The following is a 20,701-nucleotide window of genomic DNA, read 5'->3' as shown; positions in this document are numbered from 1 at the left end:
CGAGGGCGCGTCAGACCGAGCCGCTTGGCGGCTTCCTCCTGAGGAATGTCCCAACGCTGGACTGCCTTACGGATTTCGTAGAGCAGCGCCGAGCGCGCCTTGAGATTTGCTGCCTCTTGTTCGGTGTCCGCCAGGGCGTCCCAGACGTTCTCATAGATTTCTACGTTCATCGTTCTGCCTTCCATCGTTTTAGCCGTTGAGCCGCCAGATCGAGGTCTTTTTTGGATGTGGCCTGTGCCTTCTTGTGGAACGCATGAAGCACCAAAACGCGGTCCTCCAGGGTTGCCAGATAGATGACGCGGAACGCTTCCGATGCCTCCCGGACTCTGATTTCCCTGACGCCGGCCCCCACGATCTGGATAGGCTTCCAGTCGTCGGGATCGTCGCCGCGCTGGACAAGTTCGAGCTGCCAGCCGGCCTCTATCCGCGCATCGTCAGGAAACGCTCGAACATCCGCCCTACTGCTTCCAAGCCATTCAATCACCTTCATCGAGGTGCACTGTATCGGTTTTGATACAGGTTGGCTAGAGTGAAAATCAATCGCATTTTACGGACCAGCAATCAGCTCACGTCCCACCAAGAACCGGGAGGCGCAACGAAACGGTTCGATGCGCCCGCCATCGGATTAGGGGCGCTTCGTCTCGTTCTCACACTCGACATAGGCACCGAAGGCACAAATCGCTCATTTGTATTCAACCGAATTTCACGTCCTAGCGATCGCCGTGCCGTCTAATTTGATCCTGCAGCGCCTCAACAGCGGCTGACGGTGCCCCTTCGACAGCTTCGCTATCCACTGACGGTGACAGGGAACGAGCGCCCGCCTCCACTTCCTGATCGAGCGATGCGAGCAGCGCGGCGATCGACGTGGACTTGTTTCCCGGCCGGACTTGGAATTGCAAGACACTCGCCTTGCCTTCAGACGCACTCGGGTCGGACGTCTTTGATGCTGCCTGCGCCGATCGCCGGCCAAGGGTGGGAAGCGGCCGCGGCGCATCATCGGCCGTCTGATCGGTCCGCTTCGGCTTCAACTCCGGAACTTCAGCGGCGACCTCGCTCTTTGCTTCAGCCTCACCGCCTGTTGGAAGGCCTGAGCTTGGCAGCGCCTGTGGTGCGTCCGCGCTGTCGCTCTTTACTTTCGGCTTTAACGCGATGGGATCAACCCTTTCAGCCGCCGCACAAGTCGCAGGCGGCACCGCATCGGCATGGGCTGTATCGCCTGAAACCGGCGCTTCGACGGTATCGGGTTCCCCCAACTCGAAAGGTGCCGCTGGCGCGGTGTTAGCCGCCGCTTCGACGTCCGCCATCGAGCGCAGCGGAAGATCCTGCCATCGTGAGAGAGGGGGAACCTTCAAGCGCCGGTGCCGAAATTCCCGGTAGGTCGCCTTATAGGGAGCGTCCTTATAATAGGTGATCTTGCGCACCAGGAAACCAGGGGAGCTTGAGACCAGAACCACGGCCTGATTCGCCGGCATTTGCCGCAGCTCCGCCGCCGTCCGGAATGGCCTTTCCTGATAACTTAAACTCTTGTCTCGGCCCCCAAATATACCTTGACCAGCCCTGATGATCGGTGTGGCCACCTCGATCGTGGTCGGTCCCAGCATTACAGAGACATGTTCCGAGGTCTCCACGTCGTTCATGCGGATGAAAAGCTTCACCTGACACGCGGACACCGTGGTCTGCCGCGTCGCTTTTCCATAGACTTCGTCAAGCTGGGCAAGATCCTGCAGGATCAGGACCATGCGAAAGCCATAGCCCGCGTTGATCGCCAGCTTGGAAACGATAGACTCCATTTTGCCGAGCTGGCGAAACTCGTCGATCATCACCAGGACCTGATAGGGCTCGTCCGGGCCTGGCGAGGAAGCCATCAGCACATCATGGATTTGCTGAACCAGGAGTTTGATGATGGGCCGGAACACGTCGAGCTGCGCCACCGAGCAGCCGATGAAGAGAGCCGTCGGGTCCTTGCGAAACTTCGAGATATCGAAATCGGTCGACGCCGTAGCGGCTGCAACGAGATCGTTGGTCCAGGGGCTGAGAGCCGCCGTCATGTTGAAGTAGGCCGAGTTTCGCGTTTCCTTTTCCAGCGCAATGAACTGGTTGAGCCCGTGCACGACCCACGAAGGCAGATATTTTTCCTCGTCATTGCGGATATTCGTCAGCACCCTGAGAAAATCCACGCCGGTCGAAAGAAGCATCGCGACGGCGCGCAAATGACGCTGCCCCTCATAGCGTGGTGACGTCAGCACATAGCCGATCATGGCCGAAAGCAGCTGCCGGCCGGCGCGCGCCCAGATCTCGGAACTTCCTGTCGCCTCGGGGATGATGAAGGAGGAGACCACCGCGCAGTCCGTCGGCATGCGCGCATCGCGCCGGATGAAATCCAGCGGATTATAGCGATGCGAATCCTGCTCGCCGGGCGAAAAGAAAAAGACCTTGTCGCCGAGAGCCTGCCGGTGTGCACCGAACGCCTCGAAGTTCTCCCGCTTCGGATCGAACCACACCGAGGATCCTCGCCACATATAACCGTTCGGAATGACAAAGCTGACGCCCTTGCCGGATCGGGTCGGCCCGACCACCAAGACGTGCGCGGGATCGTCCGAGCGGATCGTCGCCCCACCCATCTTGCCGAGGATCAAGCCTTGCTTTGCCAGCAGGTTTTTCCTTTCGGCGTCCATGATCGTGCCGAACCGCGCATCGCCGTAGTGCTTTGGCTTGCGGTTGATCAAGCTTGCAAAGATCAGGCCGACGCCGATCGCCACGACAGCCGCGACCGCGATCGCGCCCCGAATGATCGTCTCGCCCTGCGTGGGATGATAGGCCAGGCGCTGGCTGAAATGCTGCCAGGCAACGAACAGGCCGCTTAGGCTGCGTTGCGCGTTCTGGTATTTTAAAAGCCCCCAGCGCGAGGCGCCTTCAGAGGGGAGGGCGGGGTTCCACCGCCATGTCGCCACCATCTCGTAGGCTAGGCTCCAAAGGGCAAAGAAGGCGGCAAGGCCGATGAGGCCGAGGAGAAGCCTATAAGCGAATACGCGAGACATGGGGAACCTTTCTGGCGGCTCTCCATTCGGTCATGCGGTTGAACCAGATCGCCGAAGTTCCGCGCCAGCCGCCCCGGCGCGTTTGTTGGATCACAATCGGCAGGACCGACCGCACGTAATCGATGATCTCTGCCTTGCTCAGCCCGAGCCCAGCCTGCATGACCATCAATGCCAGCTGCTCAAACGCACCGGTCGGGCTGTCCGCATGGATCGTCGTGATCGATCCGGGATGACCTGTGTTGACGGCGCGCAAGAACGAATAGGCTTCCGCTCCCCGGATCTCGCCCAGGAAGATTCGATCCGGCCGCAATCGCATGGCGGCTTGCAGCAGCGTTTCAACGGTCACGTGCGCCAGGCCCTGGTCGCCCTTTGATGCGACGAGGGGCAGATAGTTGGGCTGGTGTGGTTTAACCTCTCGCGTATCCTCAATGGTGAGGATCCGCTCATCCGAAGGCACCTCGTGCAAAATCGCGTTCAGAAACGTCGTTTTGCCCGACGATGTGCCTCCTGAAAGCAAGATCGAATACCGTTCCCGCACGGCCAGGCGGAGGAAATCCTCGATCTTGCCGGCGTCGAGATATTCGCAAAGGGCGCTGTCGGTCTCGCTCAATTCGCCGGGATCCTGGACGGAGATCGTATCGAACGACCCCCGCTTCCGGTAATCATCAAGGCGCATATCCTTCACGACCTGCTTGCGGATCGCGAAGGCGCCTCCTGTCGGCGTCGCCGGCGCAAGCACGCCCTGGAAGCGTTCGCCGCCGGGGAGGGCGGCTGAAAGCAAGGGATTTTCCTCGCTGATCGATTGCGAGGATGACGCCGCTATACGTTCCATGAGGTAAGTGATCGCGGCGCGGTCGAGCTCGGGGACGTCGAAGGGCTCCATATGTGTCGAGCCAACAATTTCGACCCACACAAGTCCAGGCCCGTTTGCACAGATTTCGACCACGCGATCGTCGTCGAGCCAGCGCCGCACCGGCGCCAGTGCCTTATTTAGGAAGACGGTTCTTTGCTGCCCGCTCACGTCGTATCTCCGTCAACGCCTCGCGTACCGGGTCCGGATAGAACTCCGAAAAATCGAGGTCCCGGCGGACGAACACCATGATGCGCGACCCCTGATCGACATGGATCGTGGGCGCGATATTGATCGAATTGCGAAGCGCCTCTTCGGCAATGCGGTTGAGGCTTTGCGAGACCTGTTGCGCGCCGATCTGACGGGCGCTCTGCAGGTATTGGTTGGGCTGCGTCTGGTTTGTCACCGTCTGTCCGGTCTGCGGGTCCGTGTAGGTCTGGTTGGTGTTCGACCCATTCTGGTCGTTGCCGAGGTTGGCGATGAATTGCGTCGCACCGCCCACGACACTTAGAAGGATCGCCGAGCCGAACCGCTCGAAATAATGGTTGTCGACCTCGCCCGGCATGCCGCTGCGACCGAGCTCGTCGGTGCCCGTCGAACCGAGCTGCACCGACATGCCGTCCGATCGAAGCAGGCGTGTCCACACTATGAACACTCGCGTTTGGCCGGTTGCGAGGCCACTGCGATATTCACCGATAAGGCGGGAGCCAGCGGGGATCAAAACCCTGCGACCGTCGAAGGACCACACATCCTCCGACACGACGGCCCGAACCATACCGGCAAGATCGCTCTGGATCGCGGTCTCGAGTACGCCCTTGATCATCGTCCCTTGGGCGACCAGAGCGTCCGTGCGCGGGTTCATCGTGGCCTTCGATGTATCCGCTCCGCTCTGGCTCGCCCTTGCCAAAAAACGCCGATTGGGGTCCTCCTCGCCCTCGCCTGCGTTTCCGGCCGCCGCTGCATCCGTACCATTGCCGCCCAATGCTGACGCACTGCCAAGCGCATCGCCGCTATCGACGACGAGCTGCTTGGCGCGCAAGCGCTCCCATTTGCGGCGCTCCTCTTCTTCTTGCCTGCGCCGTTCTTCCTCAGCCAGACGAGGGGCCTCGGAATCATCCTGCACCTGTGGTGGAGCTGCAGGCGGTTGCAAGGCTGGTGGAGGGGGAGGCGGAGCCTCGACGGTCGACGGCGGCTGTGCCGGCGTCGCCGGCGGCTCTTCGGGAGCTGTCGGAATTTTCAGGGTGCCGTTATCAAGCTGGGGGCGCGGCGTATCGAGCCCCGGTGCGGGAAACTGTGTGGTGTGAAACTCCTCGCCATCCGACGCCGTCAACAGCGGCTTGTCTGGCGCACGCGTCGCCGCATAGATCATCCAGCCGGCGAAGACCACCGCACCCAGCGGAACCGCGATCTTGAAGAATGTGCTTGCCCCGAATTTTGGCGCGGCGACCGCCGTGCCTTCCTCAGCGAGCATTCTGTACTCATTGGGAGATGGCATCGGGTCCCCTCACTTTCCGAACAGTCCCACCGCCGACACGCTGCGGTTCGTAAGGTTCAAGCCCGGTCGGTTCGTTCACATTGTTCAGTCTCAGATTGAAGACGCAGGTTGCTTCGGTGCCGTTGCGCAGGGTCCATTGGTAATTGACCTTGTCGACGACGATGTACGGGCCCTCGCGGCGATAATTCACAAGGGTCTCATTGCGCTCGCTATCAACGACATGGATCGCCGGCACTTCCCTTGCTGGATCGAAGCGGAACCAGGTCTTCACACCGTCGTCGTAGATCACGAGCGGCTTATTTGCCGACGACCCCTTATAGGCATAGGACGAGTTGGCGTTTTCGGCCTTGAAACCCTGCCGGTTCGGCTGCGCCGCCCGAGCCCGGGCTTCGTCCATCAGCGCCGCGTCCGACGCCTCTTCGGGATAGCGAAACTTGATCACATAGACCTGTTGTGCAACCGGCCGAAACTCGCCGTTGAGGAAGAACACATAGCTGCGCTTGTTCGTCAGGACATTGAGATTCCCGCCCGCATTCTTCTCGATCGGCTTCACAAAGAGCACATTGCCCTTCTTGTTGGGTTCGATGCTCCAGGCCGGGACGTCGCCAGCGCCGAGGGTTTCGATTTTCTCGTCATCGCCGAATTCGATCATCGTCGAGGCGCCATAGCTGGCCGGCACCGACACCACATCGTCCTTCTGATACCAGACGAAGCGAATGCGACTGTCACGAGATCCCGCCCGAGGGGTCTGTTCGGCAAGGGCCGACTGAACCGCGCAAATGCCGAGCCCGATTGCCATCAGGATGCCGGCGACCTTCATTGCGGTGTCTCCGCGGTGGGTGCCGGCGCCGTCTCCTGATCGCGCCGATATTCGAGTACCTGGAAGCCGAGCGGGTTTTCAAAGCGGATCTCGTTTTTTGCCGGCACGCCGGTGTAGCGGAACCGGATCAACGACACCCAATGCCGCTGCACGGTGTTCGCCTGGCTCTTTTCCTCCGTCATGAACCGGACCAGGGCGGTCCTTTGATTGGGAAATGTCACGGACTTCACGGTCACGGCCACGACGGTGTTTCGCCCGTAGAGCACGACGGGGTTCGTCACTTTGTTCGCCGGGCTGAAAAGCTCGACGAGCTCCCTCGAGGCATCGCCGGCGCTCAGCAATTGCGCGAGATCGAAGTTGTCCTTCAGCGCCTTCGGATCGTAGGTCTCGCGAGCCTTCACATAACGGACGATATCGAACATCCCCATCGACTCGTCCTGCTGCAAAGGACCGTCGGCCAGCGGCCGCTTGACCTCGACAAACCCGGTGGATTTGTCGACCACCACCATGTAGGGCTCATAAGTCTTGAGCGGCAGCGCAAGGATCAGCGCGCCCACGGCTGCAACGGCAATGACCGAGGCGACGCTTGCCACGCACCACGCCAGAGATCGCGACCAGCGATTGCGTCGCGCGATATCTTTTTCCCAGATTGCCGCATCCACGTAGTAGGGCAAGGGGGACTCGGTTTTCTTCGCCGGTCGCCCAGCGCTTTCCTTCACATCGCTCATTGGTGCCCCAAACCTATCCGGGATCCGTCAGCTTTCGGGAAAGCCGTGCATATTCCGCTGAATTCTCATACCTTCTCTGTGCGAGGCTCACGCGCGCCCGCTCGCGACCCGCCAGGCGTTCCTGCCGCGTGCTCCAGCCCAAGCGTCCCATCAGCCTGCGCTGACCGGCTTGGCCCATCGCTGCGAAGGCGCCGCCGTAGAAGCGCCCAAACGAAGGTGTTCCAATACCAATTCCGCCCGCGAGCGAGGCGGCAACGTTGGTGATCTGCGACAGCAGCAGCACACCGACGAGGCAGATCAGGATCAGCGGCGCGGCTTCGGTCAAGGTCGTTGTCGCAGCACCATTCGACCGGTTGACCGCGTCGAAATAGGTCTGGGTGATCGAGATGAAGAAGGCACAGAAGGCGTAGACCAGAATCTGCACGCACATGTACTGGACGATCGCGGTTACCCAGCCGGCGAAGAACCGGGTCGTGTAGCCGAACAGCATAAGAATGATGAACACTGGGGCGAGTGCCAGCAAAAGCCAAAGAAAGATCTTCGACAGGATGATGAGGAAGATCGCATAGCCGATGAGCAGCGCGCCGACGACAAGGATGATCGCCGCCAGTACGTAGCCGCCGAAGTTCAACACGCCAAGGCTCTTGATAAAGGCGGCGGTGGAATTGGCGAGCGAATCCCAGATGTTTTGCAGGGCCGTCTGCACGGAGTTGACGGAGTTCAGCCCGGCCGATGTCCCGGTCACATTGGCCGAAACGCTCGTGAGAAGGCTGTTCCCAATCGCGGCAGGTGTCTCATTCGCGAACGAATAGGCATATGTTTGAAAGTCCCCCCAGCTCGTCGCCAGAGCGTAGATGACGAAGGCGCGGAACAGGCGCCAGATCATCTCTTTTCCCGATCCCGTCGAGGTTCCCTGCCAGATGCTGATGGCCCAGACTATCACGTACAGCGTCAGCATCAGGCCGGCGACGCCCCCCTGTCCGCCGCCGGTCAGGGCCGACGCCAGGTTCTGGTAGGCTTGCGATACATAGTTATTGCCGAACTTGTCGACCTGTTGCAGAAGCGTGGTGATATTGAAGTTCATTTTTTCGACGTCCCACCTGGAAACAAAGATGGATCGCTATTGAGTGCCTTCATCGGACCGCACTCGAATGGCTTCTTCGCTTCTGTTCCTGGTTCGTGCGCCGCGAACGCCATCGGCTGCATCGGTCCCTCGTCGCGCGAGCATGGAGCCTTGAGCGGCTTGTGGCCACACCCCGAGGTCGCGACAGCGCCAATGATGGCGGCCGTTGATAGAAGAAAGCGCACCGTCATCGGCCGGACTTGTATTCGAGCCCCCGCGAGGCCTGCGTGATCAGGTTCATACGATCGATGTTTTCCTGATTGGCGGCCGCCGTAGCGGTATTCACCGCGCCGATCAGTTCGTTCACGGTCAGACCCGTTTGCACCATGATCTGGCTGTTCTGATCGATCGAGCCCTTGATGTCCTGCGCCGTGCCGATCCGTTGAGCGCCCGACTGAAAAGCGCTGGAACGGGTCTTCACCCCATTTTGCGAGGAGTCCACCAGCCCGGTAACAGTGGCCGCGACGTTCACCAGGGCGCTGTAGTTCTTATCCATCTGCGTCGTCTGGCCATTGATCAGGCCCGAAATGGTTTTCACCAGCTGCAAGCCATTGATCATGTTCGAAACGATGCCCTGCGATCCATTGCCGAGGCCGGCGAACGACAACGAGCCGCCCGAGATCACGCTACCAAGCGAAGGCGCGTCCCCCATGGAGAAGCCGCCATTGCCCAAGGCCATCTGCGCGAGCTGGCCGGCCTGGCTCGACCGGTCGCCCGTGACGGCCTGCAGCGTCTTTTGGGTATAGTTCATGATGTTGCGGTCGGTGCTGAGGATCTCGCTCGTGGCCGATGCAATCTGCCGAGCCTGTTCCAGATTAGCCTCGTCGATCGTAGGCACTTGCGCAAAGGCGATACCGCCAAGGCCAAGCAAGAGTGCCGCTGTTAACGGAATTCCACGCATAGCGCTTTCTCCTATTGAGCCTGATATTGCTTGACAGCCGACATCAGTTCGTCGGTCGTCATTGTGACGGGGGCGCTGTTGGCGTCCCTTTGGATTTGCGAAAGCACGGGCGAGACGTTTTCAACCGTGTCGGTCGTGCGCGGCGCCGTGCATGCGCCGTCCGTCGACGGGCAGCATGGGTTGCCGGCCGTGCCGCCGCCGCTTGTAGCCCCGGGACAGCTTGTCGAGCCACCCGAGCCAGGCGGCGGGCCCGAGCCAGGCGGCGGGGACGCGGGAGTGGGCACCACCAGGCCGGAGGATCCCCGACTTGTCAGTGTGGCAGTGCCGATGTTCCGCACGTTGAAAGCTTGGGCGAAGAACCCTGTCGCCTGGATCACCTCGTTGAAGGTCAGCCCGCCTTGGGCGCGGATTGCGCTGTTGCTGTCGAAGGCTTCCATGACCGTTTTGTCAGTCCCGATATCCTGACCCATGGTCTCGAAGGACTGCTTATTGGGAGCCACCGTTGACATGCTGCCATTCATGCCCCCTAGAATCTGACTGGTGATATCCAACTGGCCCCTTTCACCGGCATTGCCGCCGACAGCGCCAGATCCCGACCCGGTCGAGGCGAACGCCGAAAAGCCCTTGATGTCCGGATTGGCCTGTTCCAAGGACGCCTGGCCACTCGCCGGATCGACCGAAGCCTTCGGGCTCTTCACGTTCTGCGCCTTTTTGGGCGTCGTCACCGAGCAATTGACGCCCTGCGTGGCGGACTTCGTGTCCTCCTGGATGAGCTTGATCTGAACCTTGTCGGCCTTGTCCTCGCTCCGCTGCGACAAGATCGGGCTGTCAGAAACCGGCACGGCCGCCATCGCCGTCGATCCCGGGAAAATCGTCACAAGGGCGGCCATCGCGCCCATAATGGTCTTCATTCCGGGTCCCTCCCAAGAAAGATTGGCAACCAAACCTGCGGATCGTCGCCGACGCGCGCGCGCAGCGCGTCGAGCTCCTGAACCGTCTCAATTCGACCGGAGAGGATCTTGATCGCGTCAGGCATCGCGCCCAGATTGAGGCGCGCAATGACGCTGTCCTGATCATGCTTGATCAGGAATTTGCGTGCTTCGGGCGGGGTTTCGCGGATCCATTTGATCTCGCGCTCAGACAGCCCGAACGCCCTGTGCGATTCCTCGTCGGCCTTCGGGTTGGGGAAAAAAATATTGGTCGGCGTCTGTTCGATCAGCGTGTTGGCAATCGACGACTTCACAATATCCGCCGCAGACTGCGTGCCGAAGCCGATGATGCCATTCAGCTTACGAATGGTTTTCAGCTTGTCCTTGATGAAGTAGCTGAAAATATCATTGTCCAGGAGCTTCCAGCCTTCATCGAGGAAGATCATGACCGGTTGCCCGTCAAGCAGCTCCTCGATGCGATGGAAGATATAGAGCAAGGCCGCCGTGCTGGTCGTTGCGTCGCTCAACACGCTCGTCATGTCGAAGCCGAAAATGGACGACATCGAAAACGAGTCTTCCGCGTTGTTGAACAACCAACCGCGCTGATCCGGCCTCATCCATGGCTGCAAGCGCGAATAGAGATCGTCATCGCCGGCGCGCATCGCACCGCGCAACAGCTCGGCGAACTCCTCCATGGTTCGACCTTCGGGCGGCGCGCTCGCCACCTGGGCGATCGCGTTGCGGATGACTTGCTCCTCGCGCGTCGAGTGGGCGTGTCCGTCGGATCGACGCAGCATGAAGCTGAAAAGCTGGAAGAGGAATTCGCGATTGCGCGGCGTATCGGGCAGGCGCAACGGATTGAAGCCGGAAGGCTCCCCGGCCTTCAGAACCTCATAGCGGCCGCCAAGCGACCGCACGAAGATATCCAGGCCACGATCCTTGTCGATCATCACCAGCTTGGGGCGCGGCGTAATGCGCTGCGCCTGTGCCGCGAGAAAGCCGAGCAGCACCGTCTTGCCCGAGCCCGAGGGACCGTTCAGGGTGAAGTTGCCGAGGTCTCGAACATGGAAGTTGAAGAAGTAGGCCGTTTGCGACGTCGTCTCCAGGACGCTTATCGGCGTTCCCCAATGGACCCCGCCAGTCCGGCCGCTCGGATAGTTATGGAAGGCCGAGAAGCCCGCCATGTTCTTCGATGAGATCATCGACTTGCGCGCCACATAGGCGAAATTGCCAGGCAGGGTGGCCCAGAACGCAGGTTCACAATTCAGGTCCTCGCGAACCCACAGGGCGGACACCTCCGTCAGCGCCGTGCCGACATCGGTCACGCAGCGCGCCACGTCGTCCATGGTTTTCCCGAGGCACAGCACCGTCAGATGATGCAAGCCATAGAGCGCGTCCGAGGACAGAAGCTCATCGCGCGCTTCACCGAGTTGATCGGCCACGATCGAGCCGGCTTCATCCGACATGTCGATCTTGCGCCCGACCCGCTCCATCTGGGTCAGCGCCTGGGGCTTGTCGATGATGGCGAAGGATTGCGTCACGATGAATTCGTGCGGCACCTTCAGCATGGGGTTGAGCATCCCTGGTCCCGTAATGGAGGGGTACTCGCCGACCGAAATGATGGCGCCGTATCGCGTTTCGCCAGGGAACGCCCCGCGAATTTCCAGCGCATTCGGGCCAAAGAACAGCCGCTTCGTCGCTAGCGCCTCCGCGAGTTTCATGCGCGGCAGTGCCATCGGCCGCGGCAATCCGCCATTGACGAGCTGCACCAGGAATTCCAGCGGTTCGGAATGCCAAACGTCACTGCGCTTGACGACGGTGAGAACCCGCGCGCCATACGCCTGCAGGCTCTCTCGGACGGCTTTCATCACGTCCGTGAGTTCGATCAGCGCCCGCTCCTCGCTCGAAGAGCGACCGTCCGCAGCCCTTCGTCCCGAAAGCTTGCGGATCACGAGATCCGCGGTCCCGACCGTGCCTTGCAGCTCGCGCCGCACGATCGTCAGGTAGATGTCGTTCACAAACATGCGCTGGGTGCGCAGGGCCGCCGTGTAGCGCTGGTCCAGCTCTTGGCAGAACTTATTCTCGAAGCTCGACTCGATCGCCGGCTTCACCTCGCGGCGCAGGATATGCGAGTAGATCGCATAGCGGGAGTTCGCCAACCCCCGAATGAGATCGTTGCGGCCGAGCAGGCGCGAATTGATCTCGGCGATATCGATCGTCTCGAAGCACAGTCCGCTCATGTGAACGAAGGACATCAACATGCCGTCCTGCGTCTTGATCACCTCGTCGGACATATGCCGCGAATAGGGTATGTGGGCCGAAACCGGATTCTCCCGACGAGACACGGCCCCGAAACTCAGTTCATCGCGAAGAGCCCGTGCGATCGCCACATCACACCCGGTAACTGCGCGCCCCCCAGAAGCTGGCGCTCCGGGGCGGCATCTTTCGTGAACGGATGAACATGATCTCGATGAACATGGGATCGCGCATGATCGCGATCCTGGTAACCGCATAGAGCGGCACGCAGATACAGAGCATGATCAGATTATGGGTTGCAAGGAACACGACAGCGGTCAGCACGCCGATGAACCCCGCTAGCTCGTAGGGGATGCCGAGCACCGTCGGCGCTCGGGTCAAGCCCTTGACCAGCGGAGTGATCAACAGTCTGGGCTCGCCAGGATCGATCCGGCCGTCTGCCATGCCGATCACCTTCCGACCGCGGATTGAAAGAATTCGACGATCTGGGCCGAGCCGAAGACCAGCACGATACCCAAGACCCAGCTTCCGGCCACAAACCATGACAGGCGTGCCGCCCAGGCCATGAAGCCCATGAAAATGCAGAACAGAACCGCCAAAGCCGTCGCGATCGGCCCGGTCAAGGTCTGCACCAACGTCTGCAGCGTGCTTTGCACCGGCTGGAGATTTCCGCCCCCAGCCATCGCCTGCGTTGCCAAGAGCATGAGCGGCATCGCCACACCAGTGCTGCGTGCAGCAAACATCTTCCACAAGGTCATCAAAGCTTCTCCTCAGTCAAAGTTTTGCACCATCCCGCCTTGCCAGGCCGGCGCCGTCGCTTCGCGAGACGTCATTGTGCTGCCATTGCGGGAGTTGGTGCGGGATGTCGGATCATTTCGTTGATCGGCCGCGGCGGCCGCAGCCGGTTGAACGCCGGCCAGGTCAAGGCTCACCGGCCCGGCGGGCATCACTGCCTCAGACCCGACCGATGGCCATTGGTAGAAATCGTTGATGACGTTGGCGACGTAGCCAACCGTCTCGGGGTAGGGCGGCACGCCCTTATATTTGAGAACCGCGATCTCGCCGGCATTGTAGGCGGCGAGCATGTATATCGGGTTCGGAAATTTGCGATGCAGATCCCGCAGAAAGCCGATCCCACCTTTAACATTGTCCGCTGGATCGCAGATATTGACACCGTAGCTTACCGCCGTGGACGGCAGAAGTTGCATCAGGCCATAGGCCCCTTTGGGCGATAGCGCGCCGGAATTGAAGCGGCTTTCGGCCCGGGCAACCGCGAGGACGAGGGGCGGGGCAAAGCCTTGCTGGCGCGCGACCGCTTCGACGATCCGCTGTCCTTCTTCCTTCGACAGGGCAGCGACGCCGGGGCATGGGTTGTCAGCCAAGGTCGATGTCACCGTAGCGGCCGCGCGGTCAGCACCTCCCGCCGCACCGATCCGCTGCACGGCCTGGCTTTCAACCTGGTAGGCCGGCATCACCCGGCCATTCACGTCGACGGCAGCATTAACGCTGCGCGTGGCAGGTGCCGTAACTCGGTCCTGGAATTTCTGCGAAGCTTCCTGTGCAGACGCCGCTTGGCACGTCGCCAGGATCGCACCCGCTGCAAGTGCCGTTTTGCGGGATCGAATCATTAAAATAATCCTGCACCGTTGCCGATTCTCTTATGCTGAATTAATACAATGAATCGATGAACTGCAATCGCGAAATTGAGGCAGGCACAATGAAAATGAGCAAGGTTCTTCCCGTCGTGGCGTTTTTGCCGACCTTGGCGGCTCTGTCGCCGGCGCCGGCCCATGCTGATGATTTTGGCTGCAAGGTCTTGCTGTGCATCCTCAACCCGCAGGGTTGGGCGAGCGTCGGGGAATGTGTGCCTCCGGTCGAGCGCGCTTTCCGTATGGTCGCGCATGGGGAGCCCTGGCCCCAGTGCCCCGAGGCCGGCAGTTCCGGTCGTATCGGATATGAGAAATTCAAACCCTGCCCAGACGGCACGATCGCCGTCTCGCCCGAGACGGAATCAAGCGGGAGCGACAACAGCTCTCGCTCGCAAACTGTCTACAAGCCCGACAGTAACGGCGCTTTCTGTGCTGCGCGGAATGCAACGAATGCCTCTTGGGGCACGAACCCGAGAGGTTCGGGTTACGGTGCGCGTCCAACATCGGCCGTGACGCGGCGCGAGCAGAGGACGGAGCCAAACTATCTCGATCTCACGACGACCGACGGCAAACAGCGGTTCTGGTTCAATCTGAGCAGGTATCAATAATGAAACCCGGCTTCGCCGCCGCCGGCATTCTCGCGGCCGTCCTCGCCAGTGTTCCGGCACTGGCCGAGGACAAATCCAATCCCTGGTTTCCGATCCCCGCCACAGCATCGTTCAGCACCGGCGACAGCTGGACCTATGCCGGTGAGACCCACCGTCTCTACGGCGTTCAAGCCTGCCTGCGAGGCACATATTTCACAAATAGGGCAGGGGGGCATGTCGATTGCGGGGAGGCAAGCCTTGCAATGCTCGTCTCTCTCATCCGGGATCTCAAACCTCAATGCTACACGGCCGCCTGGCAGGCCGCGACCAAAACGCGCTTCGTCGTTTGCGTCGCGCAGCCTACTTCAGGATCCGCGGCCGGTTCTCGCATCGATCTCGGCACGGCGCTGATCTCGACCGGCTGGGCGTTCGCGGCTGTCACTCCGAACGGCGCTCCGGTCCATGCTCCCTATATCGTCGCGCAGGAGGTCGCTAAAAAGCAGCACCTTGGTCTGTGGCAGTTTGACGACGTGCCCGATCCGAATTCCATCATCCTCCGCGATATCCGAAACGCATCTAACCAGGCTGGTCAGTCTTCGAATCCGCCTGCAAATCGATAACCGGTCCCCGGCGCGTTGGATCATACTGTACATTCTGCGGAGGCCATCGCCGGACCACGAACGCGACGGCAAGCGCAATCGCCGAAATCAATCCGAGACCAATAGCCGCGATCAGCCCCGGCTCTCGCCAAAACGATAGACTGTCCCACTGGTTCAAAAGCCGGGCGCCGGACAGCACCAAAATGAGGACTGTTGCGATGACAATGCCCGTTCCCGGATCCATGTCGAATTTCTTCAGTATCGCTTTCTCCTTTTCGCACTCCCTGGTCACGGCCCCGATCAACGATCGCTTCCAGCGCAAACGCCGGCGCCAGGCGCAAGCCCCCAGGCGAAGCCTGCCCTACGGGTGCGCCAGCCGTCGCCCGCGCTTCGTCGCTCTCACGGACCCTCGCCAACCGCATCCAATGATTGCCGTTATCTTGTCTTTCGCTTGTTCACGAGTTTTGTTTCCTGGCTTGGTCCGATTACAGCGGCAGCCTCGCACGCACTTCGGCTTTTCAGTTGTTCGGTCGATATTCCAAAGCCCGCCTGCCGGTCGGAGGCGAAAGCCGCTGCTGTTTGCCGGGTAGCGCCGGCCGGGGGCCGCTTGCGTCCCAGCGCCAGGTCTCGAGCTCGCAGCTTGAAATCAGATGGTCGAATTCCGCCCGTACCGCCTCCTTGGCATCGTGCGGTACGACAAAAAGCGCGGTTCCCTGTTGGTCAACGTCGGTCAGAAGACCGAAAGCCATCGGCACCGCCGGCTGCACGTTGTAGCGCAACGTTTTCACAAACCGCCGATGCTCCCCGGTCAGGACCTCGATCAATTCCTTTTCGTCGTTGTGCTGAAACGGAATCCAATTCTCCGTCACGTTCATAAAGCCGATTTCGTCGATCGACAGAATGCCGGACGGCATCTGCATGACCGTTGCGATGGTGATCAGGCGCGAATTTTCGTGCAGTCGCCACAGGTCTAATTCAGCTGCAAAGCGCTTCGGCACTGCATTGAACATTTTCTCATCCAGGAAGAGCGGCGCGTCGGGCATATGCTTGATCGACAGCTTGCCACCAAACCGGGCGGGATCCAGCGATTTCACAATTCCGATCACGATCTTCTTGTGCTTCGCCCTAGCTGCCGCCGCGAAAGCCCGCTCCCGGTCCGCTGCCAGGCGATCCTTGAGTTCAGGCGAGTACATTGCCGGCATAAACAGCAGCTCGCGCAACTGGAACTTCTGGCTCGACTTTGCATCGGCCGCGCCCCAAAGAAATTTCCGGACCAACCCCCAATTTCTTTTTCCCACAAAGCCAGGCGCCATTAATGTCAGCTCCGCCTCTTCCCAGAGATAGTCAAGCAAGCCTCGCAGCGTGAGCTTCTTCGGATCGGCTTTCACGGTGTGGCGCGCAGTCCCCTCGCCGGATGGTCCCTGTCGCGCCTTGCCTTGTGTCAGTGCGAAAGCCAGCTTCAGCCGCGCCGTCTCCGATGCAGGATCCTCAATGATCGCTTGACCCAGGATCTCCGCCTTTCCTGACAGGACAAGGGGCAGTTCATAGCGATCACAGTCTATCGCATGGTCCTTGCCGGTGTTCGGCATGCGCTTGACGATCAATTCCTCGCTGACGGTGGCAATGTACATCGGCGCTCCGGGATGGCGACACAAACACAAGACACGGGCCTGCTTGTCCCGCGCCTGACGCAAGAGCGTCTGAATTTCCGGATGCTGTGGGCCAACCGTTCGACCCAGAATAGCAAAGTCACTCATAAGGATGCCATCCGACTTTAGATCGTGTACCCTATGATTAAATCATTGAACCGATGTCTCATTCAACCCCTTGGGTATCAACGCTGCTTCCCATGGATTGACGTGGTTAAGGCGGGGTCGTCGCCGCGTCAGAGGGACCGTCCATTCCACCGCCTCGCTTTCGCTCCGAACAAAGCGACGCTCATGGACTGCGCGGGCCTAACAACCCGTATTCGACCCCAGAGATGGGGTGGTTGCCGCGCTCCCCAGACGGTAAATTACCGGTCTCCCTCAACCCGTCGGGCCGTATCGCCGACAGGTTGGCGGTCTGCAAATCCTCTTGGCGAAGATGCACGAAGTAGCGGCCGTCTCGACTGCCAGGCGCCAGTGGTCGTAGACGATGAGCTGGCAGTGGTATTGGGCGCACGAAGCCTTTTGGAACTCGGGACGTCGCCTTGCGCAAAGGCGTCTAATCATTTGCGTTACCGTATCAGGCGGATCGCAGACCTGATGAAACCGGCGGACGGTCTGTGCGCGTGATTTAGCGGTTGCTGGCGCGTTGGGACTGTTAGAGTTTGAAGCGGCCAAGGCGCCGATCGTTGAGGCGGTACTGCCAGATGAGGTTCGGATCCTTGGGGTTGACGCCGGATGTCGACCAAGGGGAGCGATCGGGCTTTGCAGCGTCATGTAAAGGAAGATCGTCATCACAGCGCGACAGCTGTAACGAGGAGGGAAGACGATAACGTCCGAGTTTGCGCGTCAGAAACGCGATGACACAGACGGCGGTGAGGGACAGGATCAAGAAAGCAGTGGAAAAGCTGAGCATGCGAAGGCCGGCTTCCCGATCGGGCAGGGCGAAGAAAGCGAGCACGCCGCCGGCGAAAATTGCGAACGCGAACCTCATGAACATGAGAGAGAGAGCCTCCTATTTCGGTGTTGATCATTATAATATCACAGATCAGGCGTCATTATAATGATCAATAGAGATAGGATGGCCCCTCATGGATCAAGCGTCTTTCGACGGCGGGCGTCATGGTGCCGCTTTTGGCGGTACCGGCTTCAGACTGCGGCGGATTACCCGTCGCCTTTTCCAGCTCGAACAGGGATAGAGATTGGATCCTCGCCGGCTCCGCGGGGCCAAGCCTTGCCGTTGGTTTTGAGCGTAATCGGCAAATGCAAATCGTGAGCTGCGCAGCCGCCTAATATCGTTACATAGCCGGGAAATCATCCACGCTCTTGAAACAGCGGCGTCGAGGTTTCGCTTCTGGTCGACCTGAACCAGGTCACTCGAAATGGTATGGGGCAACAATTGCAGGGCCTGCCTGCCGAGGGGGCAGAGACAGGGTTGTCCCTCCGCATGATCATTTAATTATTCATTTTCAACAGGGGCATGCAGATCGAAATGCTATCGTGTTTGGAATGATTTTAGCGGCGGCCAAAAGCTATACGCCGTCACTTTACGGGAGTATGGGGCGATGCGCGACACTTTAATATGCTAATGAGTCATCGTTTCGGCTAACAGCTTGAGCACTAGACATTTTACAAAAAATGGCCGTCATATTCCGACCGATAAGCAGGAGTGCAACCGTGCCGATATTTAAAAACAAGACAGAAGACAGCGATGGTTGGCTTTCGATCCTGCTCGCGCTGCGACTTCGCCAAATCGAGAACGAGTACCCGGACTATGCGAGTTTTGCCGACGCTACGGGGCTATCGCGCGGCACGCTCTACCAGTTGCGGACGGGGAAGGGGAACCCGACATTCGTCACCCTGGAGCGGCTGGCACGGCATCTGAAGGTCCCGGTGTGGACGCTCATTGGTCGGACTGGTGACGACGACAGCGTGAAGCGGGACATCGAGACGTTCGGCTTCAACTTCAACGAGATTGCGCGGCATATCGAGGCCACGCGTGCTGTGAAGCGCTCGATGACGGAGTTCAGTGGTGTACCTTCTTTGAAAGAGGCAGCCAGCCTCGCTGGGGCAACCTCCGAGAAGAAGCGGCTGCCTCCGGCCAAAAAGGGACGAAGGACAAGCCAGTAGCATATAAGAAAGTAGAAGCTGCTAAACTACCAGCGTAGATTCATTTGCTACGATAGGCAGAAAATATATCTTATATTTCTTTGACTCGCATCAGGAAATCCGCCAGCGTCGATGTAATGTTATCATTTTGCTGAAGGGTCCACGATGCAAGCGAATATCTGGCAAGTCGTAGGAGACGACGCGCTTTATAGGGAGGCGGCAGCGTTCGTCGATTGCCACCCGAAACCATGGGTGGAAGAGGTTTCGGAATTTCTGCGGAAGAAAGGCAAGCCCGAGGCGATCACGTTGGTGATCGGACAGTTCATCGTGGCGGCTCTGTTCGAAGGACGATACGCGGATCTGCTGTACTGGTCGCTGGTTGCGGCCGAAGTGAACTGCGTTGTGATGGAGCAATGGCCTGATGATGTGCGCCAGGAGCTGGCGAGCCATCTGAAACGGGGATTTGGAAAGCTCTCGTCGCGAAATCTCTCCCATTGAAGGCGGCGGGCCGACGGCGTGGCCTTCAACGAGAAGATGGGGTTACACCTGACCAGAGGCGACATTGATATCGTTGCCGGTCGGGCCTGGAGCGGCAGAGGCGAGTTTTGTGTCGCCTCCTGTATTGAAATCCCCCGGCCCCAGGCACGCGGCCGTGTCACCTTCTTGGCAGCTGGCGTCGGCCATGGAGCGTGCGTTCTTCGCCATATCGCAGATCGTTGTCCCGTTGATATCGGAGAATCCGCTACAGCGGCCTGAGCGAACCATCTGCTGGCAATTGCCAGTCCCCAATTGAATACAGGCCGCAATAAATGAGCCATCGACCTTCTGACCGTCGAAGGTCCCCATCTGGATGAGCTGCTTGACGGGCGCGGAGTTATAGCCGTCGTTTGTAAGCTTGGCCCAGGTTTCGACCTGAAACTGGAGGGATTGGCAGCCAAACTCGGAACGCGACATGCCTGCGTAGTTTTTGATGTTGGTGTTGTTCAGCTGGAAAATGCCGGTGCAGCAAGAGCCATTGTAGACGCCTTTGTTGCCGCCGGATTCGAAGCGACCGAGGCCGCCAAGGCTGCACGATGTGGTTTTCAGCTCGTCGTGCAGGGACGAATTCTTGACGGCATCTGTGATGTCCTGTGCGGAGTAGTCGGTGCGCTCGCAATATTGTGCGCCGGCTGCATATGCTGCCGTCACCGAATTGCAGACTAGAAGGCCGGCCGCAAGGACGCTGCTGAGTTTGGAGTAGAGACGATACATAGGAATGCACCTCATGGAAGCTTGGCGCTGGTTGTGCATCGAGACCACTCCTTGCCGCCGACGAAGGAACGAAAATGGATCTCTTTGGCGTTCGCTTTGACGTCGATTTCGGTTCGATCGTTACGGTTGGCCTGGGGTCGATCGTCATCGGACAGATCGACGTAGCAGGCTTCCGCGCGTGCAACGATTTTGCCGCTGTCTGGATCAATGATGCGCGCCTCGCATAGGTCAGGCTCTATGGAAGAGCCGGCGTTGTTTGCGCCGGTCTCGCATTTGCGGGTCGAGGCGATCGAGACGATGAAGGTATGCGATCCGACTTTGATGGGCTTCGACAGGATATCCAGTGGCGGTATCTGCCCGGCCGGAATGGTTCTGTGCAGCTCGTCACGCCAATAGGCGGCATTCGAGGCGATGATATCGGACCATGCGGTCTGTATGGCCGGCTGCGCGTCTGTGGTCGTGAGCGACTGGTAGCCTAGAGGCTCCCATGCGTGTGCGGAGATGGCAGACATTGGGATAATCGCGAGGGCGGCAAGCGTGGACATGGTAAACCTCCTGACACCGCCGTGGCCGCCGCCAGGAGCCCCGGTCAAGGCCGCGCATCGCGCGTCGTGAGGGAAGCCTTGATCCGCTGGCGATGGCCGGTGGCAGGCTGGTGTACTGACTAAGGTCAGGTTTTCCATGTCGATCATGGTTGCGCTCCTTCCGAGTATCGAGGTT

The 20,701-nt window shown here is 59.8% G+C and carries 23 protein-coding genes; 4 read left to right on the top strand and 19 right to left on the bottom strand.

The window, feature by feature from the left end:
• From ACFFNA_RS40850 to ACFFNA_RS40785, 14 genes are all read right to left on the bottom strand, one after another.
• On the bottom strand, positions 1-170 hold a 170-nt coding region (locus tag ACFFNA_RS40850), incomplete at its 3' end, for a helix-turn-helix domain-containing protein (protein ID WP_378925654.1).
• Positions 167-490, bottom strand: a complete 324-nt coding sequence (locus ACFFNA_RS40845) for a type II toxin-antitoxin system RelE/ParE family toxin (RefSeq protein WP_378926156.1) — start codon at positions 488-490, stop codon at positions 167-169. The genes ACFFNA_RS40845 and ACFFNA_RS40850, both read right to left, overlap by 4 nt.
• 220 nt (positions 491-710) lie before the next feature.
• Positions 711-2,954, bottom strand: a complete 2,244-nt coding sequence (locus ACFFNA_RS40840) for a type IV secretory system conjugative DNA transfer family protein (protein ID WP_378926155.1) — start codon at positions 2,952-2,954, stop codon at positions 711-713.
• Between the two features lie 61 nt (positions 2,955-3,015).
• Entirely contained in the window at positions 3,016-4,059 is a 1,044-nt protein-coding gene (virB11, locus tag ACFFNA_RS40835; RefSeq protein WP_378926154.1) for a P-type DNA transfer ATPase VirB11, read from the bottom strand.
• The gene (gene virB10, locus ACFFNA_RS40830) at positions 4,025-5,257 is read right to left on the bottom strand and encodes a type IV secretion system protein VirB10 (RefSeq protein ID WP_378926152.1); all 1,233 of its coding nucleotides are present in this window, start codon (positions 5,255-5,257) and stop codon (positions 4,025-4,027) included. Before virB10 ends, virB11 begins: the two co-directional genes overlap by 35 nt.
• A gap of 109 nt (positions 5,258-5,366) precedes the next feature.
• Positions 5,367-6,203 (bottom strand): P-type conjugative transfer protein VirB9, encoded by an 837-nt coding sequence (virB9, locus tag ACFFNA_RS40825; protein WP_378926150.1) that lies wholly within the window; start codon positions 6,201-6,203, stop codon positions 5,367-5,369.
• The gene (locus tag ACFFNA_RS40820; RefSeq protein WP_378926148.1) at positions 6,200-6,931 is read right to left on the bottom strand and encodes a VirB8 family type IV secretion system protein; all 732 of its coding nucleotides are present in this window, start codon (positions 6,929-6,931) and stop codon (positions 6,200-6,202) included. The genes virB9 and ACFFNA_RS40820 overlap by 4 nt, the downstream gene beginning before the upstream one ends.
• 13 nt (positions 6,932-6,944) lie before the next feature.
• Complete coding sequence (locus tag ACFFNA_RS40815) at positions 6,945-8,015, bottom strand: TrbL/VirB6 family protein (RefSeq protein ID WP_172235066.1); 1,071 nt, start codon at positions 8,013-8,015, stop codon at positions 6,945-6,947.
• Positions 8,016-8,241: 226 nt separating this feature from the next.
• Entirely contained in the window at positions 8,242-8,925 is a 684-nt protein-coding gene (locus tag ACFFNA_RS40810; RefSeq protein ID WP_378926146.1) for a type IV secretion system protein, read from the bottom strand.
• A gap of 41 nt (positions 8,926-8,966) precedes the next feature.
• Entirely contained in the window at positions 8,967-9,854 is an 888-nt protein-coding gene (locus ACFFNA_RS40805) for a hypothetical protein (RefSeq protein ID WP_378926144.1), read from the bottom strand.
• Positions 9,855-9,862: 8 nt separating this feature from the next.
• Positions 9,863-12,229, bottom strand: a complete 2,367-nt coding sequence (locus tag ACFFNA_RS40800) for a VirB4 family type IV secretion/conjugal transfer ATPase (RefSeq protein WP_378926143.1) — start codon at positions 12,227-12,229, stop codon at positions 9,863-9,865.
• Positions 12,230-12,275: 46 nt separating this feature from the next.
• A complete protein-coding gene (locus ACFFNA_RS40795; protein ID WP_095204906.1) occupies positions 12,276-12,584 on the bottom strand; it encodes a VirB3 family type IV secretion system protein in 309 nt (102 codons plus the stop codon).
• Positions 12,585-12,589: 5 nt separating this feature from the next.
• Complete coding sequence (locus tag ACFFNA_RS40790; RefSeq protein WP_023819752.1) at positions 12,590-12,898, bottom strand: TrbC/VirB2 family type IV secretion system protein; 309 nt, start codon at positions 12,896-12,898, stop codon at positions 12,590-12,592.
• A gap of 12 nt (positions 12,899-12,910) precedes the next feature.
• A complete protein-coding gene (locus ACFFNA_RS40785; RefSeq protein WP_378926140.1) occupies positions 12,911-13,612 on the bottom strand; it encodes a lytic transglycosylase domain-containing protein in 702 nt (233 codons plus the stop codon).
• Positions 13,613-13,863: 251 nt separating this feature from the next.
• On the opposite strand from ACFFNA_RS40785, the gene ACFFNA_RS40780 reads away from it, so the two are divergent.
• Together ACFFNA_RS40780 and ACFFNA_RS40775 are read left to right on the top strand one after the other, a co-directional pair.
• Complete coding sequence (locus ACFFNA_RS40780; RefSeq protein ID WP_378926138.1) at positions 13,864-14,397, top strand: hypothetical protein; 534 nt, start codon at positions 13,864-13,866, stop codon at positions 14,395-14,397.
• Positions 14,397-14,996, top strand: a complete 600-nt coding sequence (locus ACFFNA_RS40775) for a thermonuclease family protein (RefSeq protein ID WP_378926136.1) — start codon at positions 14,397-14,399, stop codon at positions 14,994-14,996. Before ACFFNA_RS40780 ends, ACFFNA_RS40775 begins: the two co-directional genes overlap by 1 nt.
• Here the strand turns inward: ACFFNA_RS40775 and ACFFNA_RS40770 are convergent.
• The 3 genes from ACFFNA_RS40770 to ACFFNA_RS40760 form a co-directional block, all read right to left on the bottom strand.
• Entirely contained in the window at positions 14,953-15,279 is a 327-nt protein-coding gene (locus ACFFNA_RS40770) for a hypothetical protein (RefSeq protein WP_378926134.1), read from the bottom strand. The genes ACFFNA_RS40775 and ACFFNA_RS40770 overlap by 44 nt on opposite strands.
• 214 nt (positions 15,280-15,493) lie before the next feature.
• Positions 15,494-16,732 carry a DUF1173 family protein gene (locus tag ACFFNA_RS40765; protein WP_378926132.1) on the bottom strand — a complete coding sequence of 413 codons (1,239 nt, stop codon included), beginning with the start codon at positions 16,730-16,732 and terminating at the stop codon, positions 15,494-15,496.
• A 547-nt stretch (positions 16,733-17,279) separates the two neighbouring features.
• Positions 17,280-17,537, bottom strand: a complete 258-nt coding sequence (locus ACFFNA_RS40760) for a hypothetical protein (protein WP_378926129.1) — start codon at positions 17,535-17,537, stop codon at positions 17,280-17,282.
• A gap of 722 nt (positions 17,538-18,259) precedes the next feature.
• On the opposite strand from ACFFNA_RS40760, the gene ACFFNA_RS40755 reads away from it, so the two are divergent.
• Positions 18,260-18,751, top strand: a complete 492-nt coding sequence (locus ACFFNA_RS40755) for a helix-turn-helix domain-containing protein (RefSeq protein WP_378926127.1) — start codon at positions 18,260-18,262, stop codon at positions 18,749-18,751.
• 144 nt (positions 18,752-18,895) lie between these two features.
• Positions 18,896-19,228 carry a hypothetical protein gene (locus ACFFNA_RS40750; RefSeq protein WP_378926125.1) on the top strand — a complete coding sequence of 111 codons (333 nt, stop codon included), beginning with the start codon at positions 18,896-18,898 and terminating at the stop codon, positions 19,226-19,228.
• Between the two features lie 42 nt (positions 19,229-19,270).
• On the opposite strand, the gene ACFFNA_RS40745 is transcribed toward ACFFNA_RS40750, so the two are convergent.
• Positions 19,271-19,981 (bottom strand): hypothetical protein, encoded by a 711-nt coding sequence (locus ACFFNA_RS40745; RefSeq protein WP_378926122.1) that lies wholly within the window; start codon positions 19,979-19,981, stop codon positions 19,271-19,273.
• A gap of 11 nt (positions 19,982-19,992) precedes the next feature.
• On the bottom strand, positions 19,993-20,673 hold the full coding sequence (locus ACFFNA_RS40740) for a hypothetical protein (protein WP_378926120.1): 681 nt from the start codon (positions 20,671-20,673) through the stop codon (positions 19,993-19,995).
• Between the last annotated feature and the right edge of the window lie 28 nt (positions 20,674-20,701).

The organism is Mesorhizobium kowhaii (assembly GCF_042431665.1).
In the GTDB taxonomy this organism is placed as follows: domain Bacteria; phylum Pseudomonadota; class Alphaproteobacteria; order Rhizobiales; family Rhizobiaceae; genus Mesorhizobium; species Mesorhizobium kowhaii.
Note: the sequence above shows the minus strand (reverse complement) of the source record. Positions and strands in the feature narration are given on the sequence as shown.

Coding starts and splice junctions, on each gene's coding strand:
- ACFFNA_RS40790 (WP_023819752.1), bottom strand. CDS start 12,898: ATGACCTTGTGGAAGATGTTTGCTGCACGCAGCACTGGTGTGGCGATG.
- ACFFNA_RS40750 (WP_378926125.1), top strand. CDS start 18,896: ATGCAAGCGAATATCTGGCAAGTCGTAGGAGACGACGCGCTTTATAGG.
- ACFFNA_RS40845 (WP_378926156.1), bottom strand. CDS start 490: ATGAAGGTGATTGAATGGCTTGGAAGCAGTAGGGCGGATGTTCGAGCG.
- ACFFNA_RS40820 (WP_378926148.1), bottom strand. CDS start 6,931: ATGAGCGATGTGAAGGAAAGCGCTGGGCGACCGGCGAAGAAAACCGAG.
- ACFFNA_RS40755 (WP_378926127.1), top strand. CDS start 18,260: ATGGCCGTCATATTCCGACCGATAAGCAGGAGTGCAACCGTGCCGATA.
- ACFFNA_RS40765 (WP_378926132.1), bottom strand. CDS start 16,732: ATGAGTGACTTTGCTATTCTGGGTCGAACGGTTGGCCCACAGCATCCG.
- virB9 (WP_378926150.1), bottom strand. CDS start 6,203: ATGAAGGTCGCCGGCATCCTGATGGCAATCGGGCTCGGCATTTGCGCG.
- ACFFNA_RS40760 (WP_378926129.1), bottom strand. CDS start 17,537: ATGCTCAGCTTTTCCACTGCTTTCTTGATCCTGTCCCTCACCGCCGTC.
- ACFFNA_RS40785 (WP_378926140.1), bottom strand. CDS start 13,612: ATGCCGGCCTACCAGGTTGAAAGCCAGGCCGTGCAGCGGATCGGTGCG.
- ACFFNA_RS40840 (WP_378926155.1), bottom strand. CDS start 2,954: ATGGTGGCGACATGGCGGTGGAACCCCGCCCTCCCCTCTGAAGGCGCC.
- ACFFNA_RS40780 (WP_378926138.1), top strand. CDS start 13,864: ATGAGCAAGGTTCTTCCCGTCGTGGCGTTTTTGCCGACCTTGGCGGCT.
- virB10 (WP_378926152.1), bottom strand. CDS start 5,257: ATGATCTATGCGGCGACGCGTGCGCCAGACAAGCCGCTGTTGACGGCG.
- ACFFNA_RS40740 (WP_378926120.1), bottom strand. CDS start 20,673: ATGATCGACATGGAAAACCTGACCTTAGTCAGTACACCAGCCTGCCAC.
- ACFFNA_RS40805 (WP_378926144.1), bottom strand. CDS start 9,854: ATGGGCGCGATGGCCGCCCTTGTGACGATTTTCCCGGGATCGACGGCG.
- ACFFNA_RS40775 (WP_378926136.1), top strand. CDS start 14,397: ATGAAACCCGGCTTCGCCGCCGCCGGCATTCTCGCGGCCGTCCTCGCC.
- ACFFNA_RS40795 (WP_095204906.1), bottom strand. CDS start 12,584: ATGGCAGACGGCCGGATCGATCCTGGCGAGCCCAGACTGTTGATCACT.
- ACFFNA_RS40745 (WP_378926122.1), bottom strand. CDS start 19,981: ATGTATCGTCTCTACTCCAAACTCAGCAGCGTCCTTGCGGCCGGCCTT.
- ACFFNA_RS40815 (WP_172235066.1), bottom strand. CDS start 8,015: ATGAACTTCAATATCACCACGCTTCTGCAACAGGTCGACAAGTTCGGC.